The sequence below is a fragment of the Pseudomonas sp. FW300-N2A2 genome (assembly GCF_017351735.1).
GTDB lineage: Bacteria > Pseudomonadota > Gammaproteobacteria > Pseudomonadales > Pseudomonadaceae > Aquipseudomonas > Aquipseudomonas migulae.
This window is the reverse complement of record NZ_JACNDU010000004.1, coordinates 140,130-155,676: the sequence shown is the minus strand read 5'-3', so window position 1 is coordinate 155,676 and position 15,547 is coordinate 140,130. Positions and strand designations below refer to the sequence as shown.

Here is a 15,547-nt window from a genome sequence, read left to right as displayed (position 1 = left end):
CTAGATAGTGTCAGCTTAACTGCGTCGCCGGCCTGTCGTACAGGCTGCGTTTAGTCGCATACTGCGCGGCTTGAATTTCAATCGGTTTACGGAAAACTCACCGCATGAAACGTACGCCCCATCTGCTCGCCATTCAGTCCCACGTGGTGTTCGGCCACGCTGGCAACAGCGCCGCGGTTTTCCCGATGCAGCGGGTCGGGGTGAATGTCTGGCCGCTCAATACCGTGCAGTTCTCCAACCACACCCAATACGGGCAATGGGCGGGCGACGTGCTGGCACCGCAGCAGATTCCCGAATTGGTCGAGGGCATCGCAGCGATTGGCGAGCTGGGCAATTGCGATGCGGTGTTGTCCGGTTACCTCGGCAGTGCAGCCCAGGGCCGGGCGATCCTGACGGGCGTGGCGCGGATCAAGTCGATGAATCCCAAGGCACTGTATCTGTGCGACCCGGTGATGGGCCATCCAGAGAAGGGGTGCAGCGTGCCGGCCGAAGTCAGCGATTTTCTGCTGGAGGAAGCGGCAGCCATGGCGGACTTCATGTGCCCGAACCAACTTGAGCTGGACAGCTTCTCGGGCCGCAAGCCGCAGTCGCTGTTCGATTGCCTGGCCATGGCGAAAGCGTTGCTGGCACGCGGCCCGCAGGCGGTGCTGGTCAAGCATCTGGCCTATCCCGGCAAACCGGAGGATGTGTTCGAGATGTTGCTGGTGACAAGCGAAGGCAGCTGGCACCTGCGACGTCCAATGCTGGCGTTTCCGCGTCAGCCGGTGGGCGTTGGCGACCTGACATCCGGCCTGTTTCTGGCGCGTGTACTGCTGGGCGACAGCCTGGTGGCGGCGTTCGAATTTGCTGCGTCGGCGGTGCATGAAGTGCTGCTGGAGACCCAGGCGTGCGCCAGTTACGAGTTGGAGCTGGTGCGGGCGCAGGACCGGATTGCGCATCCGCGCGTACGGTTTGAAGCCACCGCGATCAGCCTTTAAAAGCTTCGCGGGCAAGCCTCGCTCCTACAGTTTGTATGCGATCCCTGTAGGAGCGAGGCTTGCCCGCGAATGCGATTTAACGGTCAAACGTATCAGGCGTCGCCCTTGATCTCCTGATACCGCTTTTCCAACTCCTGACGAATCTGCCGACGCTGCTGGGCCTGCATGTAGCGGCGTTTGTCTTCGCTGTTCTGCGGTTGCAGCGGCGGTACGGCGGCCGGTTTGCGGTCGTCATCCACCGCAACCATGGTGAAGAAGCAGCTGTTGGTGTGGCGCACCGAGCGCTCGCGGATGTTTTCGGTCACCACCTTGATGCCGACCTCCATGGAGGTGTTGCCGGTGTAGTTGACCGACGCCAGGAAGGTCACCAGTTCGCCGACATGGATCGGCTCGCGAAAAATCACCTGATCCACCGACAGGGTCACCACGTAGCGGCCGGCATAGCGGCTGGCGCAGGCGTAGGCCACTTCGTCCAGGTACTTGAGCAAGGTGCCGCCGTGGACATTGCCAGAGAAGTTGGCCATGTCGGGAGTCATCAGTACCGTCATCGACAGCTGGGCGTTTCCGGGTTCCATAACGTTCTCACGGTTCAAGGCAGGTTTCGGAGGAGTGCACCTCTGCGGGTGCCTGTTCGGTTTTTTCAAACCACAGTTATCGGGACGCCGGGCGGGTGATCGCCGTCACGCCGGATCGATCTGTTTCCATATATTGCACCGCCTTTCTGACGGAAGTCGCGGTGTTAACCTCCGAAAGTCGACCTTAAGGAGCCCCACGCCATGCATGCCATCAGTTTTATTCAGGATCTGGCAGTGATCATGCTGGTCGCAGGCGTGGTGACCGTACTGTTTCACCGCCTCAAACAACCGGTCGTCCTCGGCTACATCGTCGCCGGGTTCATCATCGGCCCGCACACGCCACCCTTCGGCCTGATCCACGACGAAGAAACCATCAAGACCCTCGCCGAACTCGGGGTGATTTTCCTGATGTTCTGCCTGGGCCTGGAGTTCAGCCTGCGCAAACTGTTCAAGGTCGGCGCCACGGCGTTTATCGCGGCGTTCCTGGAAATCGTGCTGATGATCTGGATCGGCTACGAAATCGGCCGCTGGTTCGACTGGAACACCATGGACTCGCTGTTCCTTGGCGCGATCCTGGCCATCTCATCGACCACCATCATCGTCAAGGCACTCAATGACCTGAAGATGAAAAACGAGCGTTTCGCGCAGCTGATTTTCGGCGTATTGATCGTCGAGGACATCCTCGGCATCGGCATCATCGCCTTGCTGTCGAGCATCGCGGTCAGTGGCACGGTCAGTTCCGGCGAAGTGTTTTCCACGGTCGGCAAGCTCTCGCTGTTCATGATCGTCGCGCTGGTAATCGGGATTCTGCTGGTGCCGCGCCTGCTGGCCTACGTGGCCAAATTCGAAAGCAACGAGATGCTGCTGATCACCGTGCTGGGCCTGTGTTTCGGCTTCTGCCTGTTGGTGGTCAAGCTTGAATACAGCATGGTGCTCGGCGCGTTCCTGATTGGCGCGATCATGGCCGAGTCGCGGCAATTGCTGAAGATCGAGCGCCTGATCGAGCCGGTTCGCGACCTGTTCAGTGCGATCTTTTTCGTCGCCATCGGGCTGATGCTCGACCCGATGATCCTGCTGCAATACGCCTGGCCAATCGCAGTCATTACCGTCGCGGTGGTACTCGGCAAGATGCTGTCCTGTGGCCTCGGAGCCTTTATCGCTGGCAATGACGGACGCACCTCACTGCGCGTGGGAATGGGGCTTTCGCAGATTGGCGAATTTTCTTTCATCATCGCGGCACTGGGGATGACCCTGCAGGTCACCAGCAACTTCCTGTACCCGGTCGCCGTGGCGGTGTCGGTGATCACTACGCTGCTGACGCCGTATCTGATCCGCGCGGCTGATCCGCTGTCGATCAAACTGGCTGGCGTGATGCCGCAGCGGTTGGGCCGCGTATTGGGGATGTATGGCGAATGGCTGCGCAGCATCCAGCCTCAGGGCGAGGGCGCGCTATTGGCGTCGATGATCCGGAGGATTCTGTTGCAGGTGGGGGTCAATCTGGCGCTGGTGATTGCGATTTTCTTCTCGGGCGCTTTTTTTGCCGAGCGGATGTCTCCCTATTTGCAGGACTGGATCAGCGACCCAAGCTGGCAGAAGGCGTTGATCTGGGGCGGGGCATTGCTGTTGTCGCTGCCGTTCCTGATCGCCGCCTATCGCAAGCTCAAGGCGCTGTCGATGTTGTTGGCGGAGATGGGCGTGAAACCGGAGATGGCCGGCCGTCACACGCAGCGAGTGCGTCGGGTGATCGCCGAGGTGATCCCGATCCTTTCGCTGTTGGTGATCTTCCTGCTGTTGGCAGCCTTGTCGGCCAGTATTCTGCCGACCAACAAGTTGCTGGTGCTGATTGTCGTGGTCGCGGCCGCCGTGGCGGCGCTGCTCTGGCGCTGGTTCATCCGCGTGCACACGCGGATGCAGGTGGCCTTGCTGGAAACCCTGGACAATCACAAGGAATCTTCGGGGCATTGACCACGCGGCGCGTCAGACGGCTCAGCTTTCCAGCCAGACGTCTCGCGCCCAGTGCCACACCGATTCCCAGGTTTCTTCGGCGATCAGCTCTTCTTCGGCTTGCCACAGCACTACAGTGCCGTCTTCTTCGACGCAGTAGTAGTCGTCACCGTCCTGGCAGATCGGGATCAGGCTGCGATCGACACCGGCGTCCCAGGCGTTGGCGGCAACGTCCGGCAGGTAGGTGTGGGATTGCGGGTCGGTGACGGTCACCGGCTCCAGGCTGCCGTAGACCACGTCGCTGACGGTCAGCAAAAATTCTCTGAAAACAAATGGGATGTCGATGAACAGTTGTTCTTCGATTTCGACCAGCAGATCTTCGTCGGGCAGCTCCAAGGGGACCGGTACCGGTTCGTTGGCTTCACGCAGTTGTTCGATGATTTCTTCCACGTCCGGGATCCTCTTGCTTGTATGGCGCGGTTTAGTTGGGGCGGTTTATACAGTAGCTCGCTATAGATGCAACCGTGAAATAGAAAACCCCGGCCGAGGCCGGGGTTTTTGTTGCGACACATTTAACGCAGGTCGGTTCAGCCGTTCTGGCGGATACCGGCAACCAGCCAAGGCTGGTTCTCACCCTGTGGACGTTCCATGTTCCAGCTTTCGCTGAACACTTCGCCCTGGTCGAAACGCGAGGTTTTCGACACGCCGCTGAAGGTCAGGGTGGCGATGGTCTTGTCGGCGCGATCATCGACGCCATCCAGTTGAACATTGAGGTTATCAATGTAGGTGGACTGGAAGCCCTCACCCAGATCGGCACGTTCGCGCTTGAGGAACTCAAGCAGCTGCGGGGTCACGAACTCGGCGATCTTGTCCATTTCGTTGGCGTCCCAGTGTTGCTGCAGGGACTGGAAGTGGTTGCGGGCCGCTTCAATGAAGTTCTTTTCATTGAACCAGGCTGGCGCGTTGATGACCGGACGAGCGGCAGCCGGAGCGGCCGAACCACCGAAGATCGAACCCATGGCGCTTGGCTTCTGCTCGAACACTTCACGCTGCATCGGTGCGCCAGCCGGAGCCAGGTGCTCCTGTTGCTTGCGACGACGAGCGGCGATGAAACGGAAGACCAGGAAGGCAATGACGGCCATGATCAGGATGTCGAAGATCTGCATGCCTTCGAAGCCGCCGCCCATGAACATGGAAGCCAGCAGGCCACCGGCCGCGATACCGGCCAGAGGGCCGAGCCAGCGCGAAGCACCGCCGGCCTTGGCGGCAGCGCCAGCGGCACCGGCCGCGCCCGCAGTGGCAGCAGCGCCACCTGCAGCAGAAGAAGGAGCCATTTGGCTGGTCTGGTGAGTCGGCGCAGCGCCGGAGCTCTTGCCGCCACCAAAGCGCTTGGCGTTGGCGTCGAGGCTCATCGTCAGGCCGATGCACAACGCCATGGCGATGCTAAGAAAACGTTTCATAAAGGGAATTCCCATTTGTGGATGGCACGCGCGCCATGTTGCACAGCTGAAGTGTTACTGGCTAGCGGCAGAGTGTTTCGGGCTTTTGCCTGACAGGTCGTGTTCAGCTTCAGTCAGGGCAATAAGGCCTGTTAACTTTGGTCCGTAGGACGAGTGGATAGGTTCTGTAGGAAGGGGCCTAGCGTCGTAGCGCAAGCATGACCACACCGGCCGTGATCAGGCCGATTCCGCCCCATTGGCGCAGGTCGAGTTTTTCACCCAGCAGGATCACGCCGAGCACCGCCACCAGCACCACACTGAGTTTGTCCACCGGAGCGACCAGCGAGGCCGGCCCCAGTTTCAATGCGCGGAAGTAGCAGATCCACGAGGCACCGGTGGCCAGTCCCGACAGCAGCAGGAACAGGTAGCTCCTGGCCGAGATCGATCCTAATGACTGATATTGGCCCGTGGCGTACAAAATCAAGGCCAGGCTGACCAACACCACCACGGTGCGCAGCAACGTGGCGAAGTCGGAGTTGACGTTTTCGATGCCGATTTTGGCAAAGATCGCGGTCATGGCGGCAAAAGCTGCCGACATCAGGGCCCAGAATGTCCAGGAAGAAAAGAAACCTGAGCCCATGGTTCGCGCCTTTATAAGATCAACCTGCCGAGGTGGATTAACCACAAACCCCTGTGGGAGCGAGCCTGCTCGCGATAGCCGCACCACGGTTTTCCGGATAAACCGCGGCGCCCTCAATCGCGAGCAGGCTCGCTCCTACAGAAAAGCCGACAACCCTTAGATCGCTTCCAGTTTGGCGTAGCCCAACATCAGCCACTTGCTGCCTTCGCTGAAGTTCACCTGCACCCGGGCCTGCGCGCCGGCACCTTCGAAGTTCAGGATCACGCCGTCGCCAAACACCGAATGCCGTACGGTTTGACCGAGGCTGAACCCGGTGTCGGGAATCTCGCTGCCGCCAAACAGGCTGCTGGAACTCTGCTGCTGACCACCGCCAAACGGGCGACTGACACTGTTGGACAGGCGCACTTCCTGGATCAGGCCTTTCGGCACTTCACGTACGAAACGCGAGACCTTGTTGTAGGTTTCGCTGCCATACAGGCGTCGGGTTTCAGCATAGGTCATCACCAGGTTCTGCATCGCCCGGGTAATGCCGACGTAGGCCAAACGACGTTCTTCCTCAAGACGCCCCGGCTCTTCCAGGCTCATTTTGTGCGGGAACAGGCCTTCTTCCATGCCCACCAGGAACACGTAAGGGAATTCCAGGCCTTTGGCGCTGTGCAACGTCATCAGCTGAATGCTGTCTTCGTGCTCATCGGCCTGAGTATCGCCAGCCTCCAGCGACGCGTGACCGAGGAACGCCGCCAGTGGGGTCAGGTCTTCGTCTTCTTCAGCGTTTTCGAAGTTGCGTGCGGCGCTGACCAGTTCCTCAAGGTTTTCTACCCGAGCCTGGCCTTTTTCGCCTTTTTCCGCTTCGTGATAGGCAATCAGACCGGACTGCTCGATGACGGTCTGGGTCATCAGGTGCAGCGGCATTTCCATGCACTTGGCGGCGAGGTTCTCGATCAGCTCGATAAACGCGCCAAGCGCACCCGCTGCGCGACCGGTCAGGCCTTTATTGGCAACCAGCAGGCGCATGGCTTCCCACATCGACACATCACTGTGGCGCGCATGGTCGCGAATCGCTTCAACGGTTTTTTCGCCGATGCCGCGTGCCGGAACGTTGATCACCCGCTCCAGCGCTGCATCGTTGCCACGACCTTCCAGCAAACGCAGGTAAGCCATGGCGTTCTTGATTTCAGCCCGCTCGAAGAAGCGCTGACCGCCATAGATGCGGTACGGGATGCGCTCGCGTAGCAAGGCTTCTTCCAAAACGCGGGATTGGGCGTTGGAGCGGTACAAAATCGCGATATCGCTGCGAGCCAAGCCGGTTTTCAGCGCGCTTTCGATGGTTTCCACCACGTAGCGTGCTTCATCGTGTTCGTTGAACGCCGCGTACAGATTGATCGCTTCGCCTTCGCCGCCGTCGGTCCACAGCTCTTTGCCCATGCGCCCGGTGTTGTTGGCGATCAGGGCGTTGGCTGCCTTGAGGATACCGGCAGTGGAGCGGTAGTTCTGCTCCAGACGAATGGTCTCGGCGTCCGGGAAATCGTCGGAGTACTGATAGATGTTCTCGATTTTCGCGCCGCGCCAGCCGTAGATCGACTGATCGTCGTCGCCCACCACCATCAGGCTGTCGCCGCCCTTGGCCAACAGTCGCAGCCAGGCGTACTGCACGGCGTTGGTGTCCTGGAACTCGTCCACCAGAATGTGCCGGAAGCGCTTCTGATAGTGCGCCAGCAAACCCGGGTGATCGCGCCACAGGTCGAGGGCACGCAGCAGCAATTCGGAGAAATCGATCACGCCAGCGCGCAGGCACGCGGCCTCGTAGGCCTCATAAATGCTGCGCATGGTGGCCAGGAACAGGTCGCCGCTGGCTTGAATGTGTTGCGGACGCAGACCTTCGTCTTTCTGCCCGTTGATGAACCACTGGGCCTGACGGGCCGGCCAGCGTTGCTCGTCCAGACCCAATTCGCGAATAACGCGTTTGACCAGGCGTTGCTGGTCGTCGCTGTCGAGAATCTGGAAGGTCTGGCTCAGGCCGGCTTCCTGCCAGTGCGCCCGCAGCAAGCGGTGCGCCAGGCCGTGGAAAGTGCCGACCCACATGCCGGCCGGGTTAATACCCATCAACTGCTCGATGCGATGACGCATCTCGGCAGCGGCCTTGTTGGTGAAGGTCACCGACAGGATTGAGTGGGGCGAGGCGTTTTCGACCTGGATCAACCAGGCGATACGGTGCACCAGCACTCGGGTTTTACCGGAACCAGCACCGGCCAGGACCAACTGACGACCCACGGAGGCAGCTACGGCCTGGCGTTGGGCATCGTTGAGGGAGTTCAGCAGAAGGGAGAGATCATCGCGCATCGGGGCATTCTAGGGGGCGGCGCCACACCGGGCAAACCCCGCTTTGCTTTAGCCGATGAAAGATACGCGCGGGACGACCGGTCGGTCACTGGCTGCAGGCGTTGGCGGGGCTCGCTTCCAGCGTTTCCAGGGGGTAAAAGGGCTCCGGGCTTTTGCAGAAATTATGATCTGGAGCAGTTTGGTAAGGGCATTGGCTTGTGTATGCTCCGTCCACGTTTCGGGCTCATGCTCATCATTATAAGAACAAGAACATTGCCTATGACCCTCAGCTCCGACCTGTCGGGCCCCACTGTGGAGCCCCGGGTTATCCGCAAACAGTACGCCATGGAAATGGCGGTCGAGCGCACGCGCCTGCTTTATCAAGGCTCGTTGCTGCCGACGCTGTTCATGCTGATCAATGGCCTGGTGTGTGCGGGATTGCTCTGGAGTCCGCAGCGCTACTTCCTGGTCAGCGTCTGGCTGGTGTGGCTGTTGTCGCTGGTGGCGCTGCGGGTGATTCAGGTCGCCGCTTTCGACTCCGCCATTCCCAACCGCCAGGCCCATCCGGTCTGGCGTCGCATGTTTTTGCTCGGTTCGGCCATGACCGGCCTGACCCTGGCCGGCGCTGGCATCGCCCTGGTGCCCGCCGACAATTTCATCCAGCAAGCCTGGGTGTTCGGCCTGATCGGCGCGGCAGCCCTCTCGGCCAGCGTCGCTTATGCCGTCAGCCTGCCAGCCTTCCTGTCCTTCACCTTGCCGTGCCTGTTACCGGCCATCGCTTACCTGTTCTGGGGCGGTGACGAGCAGGAGCAGGGCTGGGGCTGGTTCGGCCTGATTTTGCTGGGGGCGTTGAGCGTGGTCGCCTGGCAGGTCAATCGGCTGATTGATCGCGGGTTGTTGCGCCGCTTCCAGAATCAGGCATTGATCGAGCACTTGCAGCAGGCCCAGAGCCGTAGCGACCAGTTGAACCAAGATCTTGCCAAAGAAATCGATCAGCGCCGTCGTGCCGAAGACGAGTTGCGAGAAATTCAGATTGGGCTGGAAAGCCGCGTCGCCCAGCGCAGCCTGGAGCTGGATGCTGCCAACCAGGCCCTGAGCAAAAGCGAGGCGCGCCTGGCGCTGGCGTTGAAGGCCAGTGAACTGGGGCTGTGGGACTGGAACCTGCAAACCGACGAAGTCCATCACACCCATATTCAGGAGTTGTTCGGCCTGGAGCCGGAATTCGTGACGGCCATGCTGCGTCACCTCAAGCCGCGCCTGCATCCCGAGGACTTGCCGTCGCTGAGGCGCGCACTGGTCGAGCACCTGAAGGGCCGCAGCGAGGACTATCAGATCGAATACCGCGTGCGCCATGGCGATGGTCATTGGGTCTGGATCGAGGACCGCGGTCGAGCGGTGGAGCGCAGTGACGGCGGTCGGGTGATCCGCATGGTCGGCACCCGCCGCGACATCAGCGCCAGCAAGATGCTGGAAGCACAGCAGCAACTGGCGGCGACGGTGTTCGAGGCCGCCAGCGAAGGCATCATGATTTTCGATCCGAATTACGCACTCATCGCGGTAAACCAGGCGTTCAGCCGCTTAACGGGCTACGACATCGATGACATGCTCGGGCGCAACGTCGTGGAGCTGCCGTGCAGTCGCGATGCCCGTCGCCACTACGGGGCGATTCATCAGGCGCTGGAGCAACACGGCAGTTGGCAGGGCGAGCTGGTGGAAACGCGCAAGAACGGCGAGCTGTATCCGCAATGGCTGCAATTGAACGCCGTGCGCGATACGCGGGGAAATGTCAGCCATATCGTCGGCTTCTTCGCCGATCTCTCGGCGCGGCGCGAATCCGAAGAGCGCATGCGCTACCTGACTCACTACGATGAACTGACTGGCCTGGCCAACCGTTCGTTGTTCCGCGAAAGGTTGCGTGAAGCCCATCAGCGCGTGCGCCAGGGCGGGCGCAGTCTGGCGTTGTTGCACATCAATCTTGATCGCTTCAAGTTGCTCAACGACAGCCTTGGCCATGAAATCGCCGATCAGCTGTTGCAGAAAATGGCCCGGCGGCTGGTCAACGCACTGCCGGAAGCAGACACCATCGCCCGATTGTCCGGCGATGAGTTCGCCGTGCTGTTCGACGCTTACGGCAACCTTTCGAGCCTGGCGCGGGTGGCGACTCGCCTGTCGGCCAAGCTGCGTTTGCCGGTGACCGTCGAGGGGCATGAGCTGGTGGTCAGCGCGTCCATGGGCATCAGCATGCTGCCGGACAACGCACGGGAAATCTCCGCGCTGGTGAGTCAGTCGAACATGGCCATGCAACACGCCAAACACTTGGGCGGCAACAATTTCCAGTTCTACACCGACAGTCTGCAAGCCAGCACGCTTGAGCGCTTGCAGCTGGAAAACCAGCTGCGTAAAGCCATCGAAGAAAAACAACTGAAAGTGTTTTACCAACCCAAGCTTTGCCTCGCCACAGGCCGGCTGAATGCCGCCGAGGCATTGGTGCGCTGGGATCACCCGACCATGGGCCGCGTGCCGCCGTCGGACTTCATCGGCCTGGCCGAGGAAACCGGGCTGATCGGCCCGATCGGCGAGTTCGTGTTGCGTCAGGCCTGCTGGCAAGCCTGCGAATGGCAGCGTCAGGGGCTGGAACCGATTCGGGTATCGGTCAATTTGTCGGTGCATCAGTTGCGCCAGGGCAAGCTGGTCAGTCTGGTGCGTCAGGTATTGGAAGAAACCGGGCTGGCGCCGCACTACCTCGAACTGGAGCTTACCGAAAGCCAGTTGCTGGACAGCGTTGAGCACATCATCGCGACGTTCCAGCAGCTGCGTGATCTTGGGGTGAAGCTGGCCATCGACGATTTCGGCACCGGCTATTCGTCCCTGAGCTACCTCAAGCGCATTCCGGTGGATTACGTGAAGATTGATCAGGCATTCATTCGCGGCCTGGGGGAGGGGAGCGTGGATGCGGCGATCACCCGGGCGATCATTGCGATGGCCCACGGGTTGTCGTTGAAGGTGGTGGCTGAAGGCGTGGAGCGGTCGGAGCAGCTTGAGTTTTTGCAGGCTGAGCGCTGCGATGAAGTGCAGGGGTATTTGATCAGTCGCCCGATAGAAGCGGGTGGGTTGGCGGACCTTCTGCGAGCGCAATCCGCCGACTGAAGGTGTGTCGCACAATCACACCTTCCCGCCACTAAAATGACGGGAAGGTGTTTATAGGCTTAGTTTGTAATCAGAACTTTATCGATGTGGTGAATTTTTTCACCTTTATAAAAGATGCTCACGCCGGAAACATTAGAGTCCCCCAGTGCTTTATATTCGACAACTTTGTCTGTTTCAACTTGCAGCGAAATTTCGTTGGAGTTTTCAAGAATCAACTCCAGTCGCAGATCAAAGGATTTATCCTGAAGATCGGTCATTACCAGCTTGGGGGTAATGCCTGTGTGTGCAACGGTTACGGTGCCGAAAGCGCGGAAAGAAGCTGCGCCAGGCATACGGTCAATTTGTGCGGTCCAGTCTTTGGTTTTAATGCTCATAGTGTGTAACTCCTTTAATTAAGTTTGATTGCTTCCTGCACGATCAAGGTAACTAGGTGAAGTTGTTTTTGGAAGAGGGTTGTTATTTGCATTTGTAAGTTTGAGTGTTTTGTTTTTTGCACTTGTAGCAACTAAGACCCTGCTGCTTTGAGTGAGTCGATCAGGGAGGGTTGTTAGCCTAAGGGTGTGCTTCGGTTGCGCTGCGGCTCTGATAATGAGTGCTACATGAAGCGCGCACGCCTGAAAACGAGGGATTCGGTTGCGCATTGAGCAGGCAAAAAGCCAATTCATGTAGTATAACTACAAGCTTGCTACATCCCCGGCGCCTGCCAATAACAAAGAGTCCAGCCCCTTGAATCTGCTGCAACACATCGCCCAGTCACGCCACCTGTTACGCAAGTCGGAGCTCAAGGTCGCCGACCACGTGCTGCTTGACCCGGCGGCGGTGATGCACAGCTCCATGGCCGACCTGGCCCACAGCGTGGGCATCAGCGAGCCGACCATCGTGCGGTTCTGTCGCGCCATCGGTTGTTCCGGGTTTCAGGATCTGAAACTGAAGCTGGCGCAAAGCCTGGCGGCCGGTGCGAGCTTCGGCCAGTTCGCGATCCATGAAGACGATTCGGTCGCCGATTACAGCCTGAAAATTTTCGACACCACACTGCACACCCTGATGGAGGTTCGCGAGAAGCTCGACCCGGTGGAGTTGCAGCGCGCGGTATCGCTGATGTCCCAGGCCCAGCGTGTCGAGTTTTATGGCTTTGGCGCGTCAGGTGCGGTGGCGGCGGATGCCCAGCACAAATTCTTCCGGTTGCTGCTGACGGCGGCCGCTTATTCCGACCCGCACATGCAGGCGATGTCGGCGGTCACCTTGAAGCCGACTGACGTGGCGATCTGCATTTCCCAGTCCGGGCGTTCCAAGGATCTGTTGATTACCGCGAATCTGGTGCGTGAAAGCGGTGCCTCGCTTATCACCTTGTGTCCGAGCCAGACACCGTTGGCCGAGCTGTCGACCGTCAACCTGGCCATCGACGTGCACGAAGACACCGAAATCTATACACCGCTGACCTCGCGCATCGCTCATTTGGTGGTGATCGACGTGTTGGCGATGGGCGTAGCCATGGCGCGCGGGCCGAGCCTGGTCAACCACCTCAAGAGCGTCAAGCGCAGCCTGCGCAGCTTGCGGTTGTCGCCCAAGTCGGTGAAAGCCCTCGACGACTGATTCGTCTTGAGGGCGTCTTCGCGGGCAAGCCTCGCTCCTACAAACAATGCAAACCTGTAGGAGCGAGGCTTGCCCGCGAAGGCGTTTTCAAATCCGATAACTTTCATCTGCCTGTAACGCGCAAGCCGCCAAACCGTCATCCCTCGCGCCCATCCTGTAACTCCCGTAATCGCCTTGGGAGACTCGAAATGGCCCAGCCCTACGAAGAACGCAACAGCGCCGTCAAAACCCGTCGTCAGCAAGAAGACCAGCGCCGCATGGAATTTCGTCGCGCTATCGAAGATCGCTGCGAACGCCGCCAGTTGCTGGCCGAGATTGGTGATTTTCCCGAGCTGGAACTCAACTACTGGCAGGCAGCTCCCGCAACTTCCCGTCGAAACGCTCAACCAGGGCGCTGATCTGCACCCGTTCGCTGCGGATAAACGCAAGGAATGCGTGGGCCACCGGCGACAGCCGTTTGGCCTTGGCCTGCACCAGGCACCAGCTGCGAAACAGTGGCAGTTCTTCGACCGGTAACTCGATCAGTCCGCCGGTCGCCAACTCCAGGTTCAGGGCGTGGCGCGTCAACAGCGCGACGCCCAGACCCGCCAGCACGCATTCACGCTGGGCTTCGGCCGATGCGACCTCTTGGGTCTGGTTGAAATGCACGCGCTTCTCTTTGAAATACTCTTCGCACGCCAGCCGCGTACCCGAGCCGGGCTCGCGCAGTAGCAGCGTGTAGGGTTCGAGGTCCTGCAAGCGCAACGGGCCCATATGGCACAGCGGATGATCCGGCGGCGCCACGGCCACGATCGGATTGTTGAGGAACGGCAGAAACTCCAGCCCCATGTCCTGCGGCACCATGGACATGATCACCAGGTCGTCGCGGTTGTCGGAGAGACGGCGGATCACTTGCCCACGGTTGACCACGGTCAGTTGCAGGTTCACTTCCGGATGCTGACGTTTGAACGCGGCAAACAGGTGCGGCACGAAATACTTGGCGCTGGATTCCACCGCCAGTTTCAGTTGCCCCTGCAGTGATCCCTGCATGTCCGATAGCTGCATGTCGAGGTTTTCCAGGCGCCCGAAAATATCCCGGCTGGCCCGCTGAAGCGCTTCAGCCGCTTCGGTCATGTAGAGTTTTTTGCCGACGTAATCGAACAAAGGCTGACCAATCAGCTCCTCAAGTTGACGAATCTGCAGGCTCACGGCAGGTTGTGTGAGCGACATTTCGTCCGCCGCACGGCTGTAAGACCGTAAATCACAGACCTCATTGAAGATCTGCAATTGACGCAACGTCATACGCATCAATGACTTACGCATTATCTGAAAGCTCCTGCCGCAGGCTGATGCATCAACTATAAGTCTTTACTTATGCCTGACCCAATAATTAATCATTTTTGTTAATCCCTTGCGGGGGCTAGTGTGGGCCTGCGACTGAATTGAAACATTTGGTCACGCGTCGACCTGGTCTAGCAGGTCGTGGGTACCACCGGCTCAAGGGAAACTCCAAGTGATAACAAAGATCCTGATCGCCAACCGTGGTGAGATTGCCGTACGAATCGTGCGAGCCTGCGCCGAGATGGGCATTCGCTCGGTTGCGATCTATTCCGACGCCGACCGCCATGCCTTGCATGTGAAGCGTGCGGATGAAGCCCACAGCATCGGTGCCGAGCCACTGGCCGGTTACCTGAATGCGCGCAAGCTGGTGAATCTGGCAGTAGAAACCGGTTGTGATGCGTTGCATCCCGGCTACGGTTTCCTCTCGGAAAACGCTGAGCTGGCAGATATCTGCGCAGAACGCGGCATCAAGTTCATCGGCCCATCGGCCGAAGTGATTCGCCGCATGGGCGACAAGACTGAAGCCCGTCGCAGCATGATCAAGGCTGGCGTACCCGTCACCCCGGGTACCGAGGGCAACGTCGCGGACATCGCCGAAGCCTTGGTCGAAGGCGACCGCATCGGATATCCGGTGATGCTCAAGGCGACTTCCGGTGGTGGTGGCCGTGGTATCCGTCGCTGCGACAGCCGAGAAGAACTTGAACAAGCATTCCCACGGGTCATTTCCGAAGCCACCAAGGCCTTTGGTTCGGCGGAAGTGTTCCTGGAAAAATGCATCGTCAACCCGAAACACATCGAAGCGCAGATCCTCGGCGACAGCTTTGGCAATGTGGTGCACCTGTTCGAGCGTGACTGCTCGATCCAGCGCCGCAACCAGAAGCTCATCGAAATCGCCCCGAGCCCGCAACTGACCCCGGAACAGCGCGCCTACATCGGCGACCTGTCGGTGCGCGCAGCCAAGGCAGTGGGTTACGAGAACGCCGGCACCGTGGAGTTCCTGCTCGCCGAGGGCGAGGTGTACTTCATGGAGATGAACACCCGGGTGCAGGTTGAACACACCATCACCGAAGAAATCACCGGCATCGACATCGTGCGTGAGCAGATCCGCATCGCGTCCGGCCTGCCGCTTTCGGTGAAACAGGAAGACATCCAGCACCGCGGTTTCGCGCTGCAATTCCGGATCAACGCCGAAGACCCGAAAAACAACTTCCTGCCGAGCTTCGGCAAGATCACCCGTTACTACGCACCCGGCGGTCCTGGCGTGCGTACCGATACGGCGATCTACACCGGCTACACCATTCCGCCGTTCTACGACTCCATGTGTCTGAAACTGGTGGTGTGGGCGCTGACCTGGGAAGAGGCGATGGACCGTGGCTTGCGCGCCCTCGACGACATGCGTCTGCAAGGGGTCAAGACCACCGCCGCGTACTACCAGGAAATCCTGCGTAACCCGGAATTCCGTAGCGGCCAGTTCAATACCAGCTTCGTTGAAAGCCACCCTGAACTGACCAATTACTCGATCAAGCGCAAACCCGAAGAGCTGGCCCTGGCCATCGCCGCCGCCATCGCCGCCCACGCAGGCCTGTGAGGAAT

At 59.6% G+C, this 15,547-nt stretch carries 13 protein-coding genes; 6 read left to right on the top strand and 7 right to left on the bottom strand.

What is annotated here, in order from left to right:
* Positions 1-104: 104 nt before the first annotated feature.
* Complete coding sequence (gene pdxY, locus J4E42_RS08370) at positions 105-977, top strand: pyridoxal kinase PdxY (RefSeq protein ID WP_008041336.1); 873 nt, start codon at positions 105-107, stop codon at positions 975-977.
* A 92-nt stretch (positions 978-1,069) separates the two neighbouring features.
* Here the strand turns inward: pdxY and J4E42_RS08365 are convergent, their stop codons facing one another.
* Positions 1,070-1,552, bottom strand: a complete 483-nt coding sequence (locus J4E42_RS08365; RefSeq protein ID WP_008027457.1) for an acyl-CoA thioesterase — start codon at positions 1,550-1,552, stop codon at positions 1,070-1,072.
* 201 nt (positions 1,553-1,753) lie between these two features.
* Here J4E42_RS08365 and J4E42_RS08360 point away from each other — a divergent pair, with 201 nt between their 5' ends.
* The gene (locus tag J4E42_RS08360) at positions 1,754-3,517 is read left to right on the top strand and encodes a cation:proton antiporter (protein WP_008027455.1); all 1,764 of its coding nucleotides are present in this window, start codon (positions 1,754-1,756) and stop codon (positions 3,515-3,517) included.
* A gap of 21 nt (positions 3,518-3,538) precedes the next feature.
* On the opposite strand, the gene J4E42_RS08355 is transcribed toward J4E42_RS08360, so the two are convergent.
* The 4 genes from J4E42_RS08355 to uvrD all read right to left on the bottom strand — a co-directional run bounded on the left by J4E42_RS08355 (position 3,539) and on the right by uvrD (position 7,915).
* Complete coding sequence (locus J4E42_RS08355) at positions 3,539-3,946, bottom strand: SMI1/KNR4 family protein (RefSeq protein ID WP_003187120.1); 408 nt, start codon at positions 3,944-3,946, stop codon at positions 3,539-3,541.
* Positions 3,947-4,083: 137 nt separating this feature from the next.
* Positions 4,084-4,956, bottom strand: a complete 873-nt coding sequence (locus tag J4E42_RS08350) for a Tim44 domain-containing protein (protein WP_192229995.1) — start codon at positions 4,954-4,956, stop codon at positions 4,084-4,086.
* A 178-nt stretch (positions 4,957-5,134) separates the two neighbouring features.
* Positions 5,135-5,575: an EamA family transporter gene (locus J4E42_RS08345; protein WP_007934436.1), complete on the bottom strand. Its 441-nt coding sequence runs from the start codon at positions 5,573-5,575 to the stop codon at positions 5,135-5,137.
* A gap of 156 nt (positions 5,576-5,731) precedes the next feature.
* A complete protein-coding gene (gene uvrD / locus J4E42_RS08340; protein WP_008027451.1) occupies positions 5,732-7,915 on the bottom strand; it encodes a DNA helicase II in 2,184 nt (727 codons plus the stop codon).
* Positions 7,916-8,173: 258 nt separating this feature from the next.
* Here uvrD and J4E42_RS08335 point away from each other — a divergent pair, with 258 nt between their 5' ends.
* Positions 8,174-11,041: an EAL domain-containing protein gene (locus J4E42_RS08335; RefSeq protein WP_207284983.1), complete on the top strand. Its 2,868-nt coding sequence runs from the start codon at positions 8,174-8,176 to the stop codon at positions 11,039-11,041.
* A 59-nt stretch (positions 11,042-11,100) separates the two neighbouring features.
* Here J4E42_RS08335 and J4E42_RS08330 read toward each other — a convergent pair whose 3' ends face one another.
* Positions 11,101-11,415 (bottom strand): hypothetical protein, encoded by a 315-nt coding sequence (locus J4E42_RS08330; RefSeq protein ID WP_008038170.1) that lies wholly within the window; start codon positions 11,413-11,415, stop codon positions 11,101-11,103.
* Between the two features lie 352 nt (positions 11,416-11,767).
* On the opposite strand from J4E42_RS08330, the gene hexR reads away from it, so the two are divergent.
* Positions 11,768-12,634, top strand: coding sequence for a transcriptional regulator HexR (gene hexR, locus J4E42_RS08325; protein WP_008027445.1), 867 nt, complete (start codon positions 11,768-11,770; stop codon positions 12,632-12,634).
* A 188-nt stretch (positions 12,635-12,822) separates the two neighbouring features.
* Positions 12,823-13,032: a PA3496 family putative envelope integrity protein gene (locus tag J4E42_RS08320; RefSeq protein WP_008030742.1), complete on the top strand. Its 210-nt coding sequence runs from the start codon at positions 12,823-12,825 to the stop codon at positions 13,030-13,032.
* On the opposite strand, the gene J4E42_RS08315 is transcribed toward J4E42_RS08320, so the two are convergent.
* On the bottom strand, positions 12,974-13,936 hold the full coding sequence (locus J4E42_RS08315; protein WP_008038154.1) for a LysR family transcriptional regulator: 963 nt from the start codon (positions 13,934-13,936) through the stop codon (positions 12,974-12,976). The two genes, J4E42_RS08320 and J4E42_RS08315, sit on opposite strands and share 59 nt — an antisense overlap.
* 190 nt (positions 13,937-14,126) lie before the next feature.
* On the opposite strand from J4E42_RS08315, the gene J4E42_RS08310 reads away from it, so the two are divergent.
* Positions 14,127-15,542 (top strand): acetyl-CoA carboxylase biotin carboxylase subunit, encoded by a 1,416-nt coding sequence (locus J4E42_RS08310; protein WP_008030739.1) that lies wholly within the window; start codon positions 14,127-14,129, stop codon positions 15,540-15,542.
* The last annotated feature ends 5 nt before the right edge of the window (positions 15,543-15,547 follow it).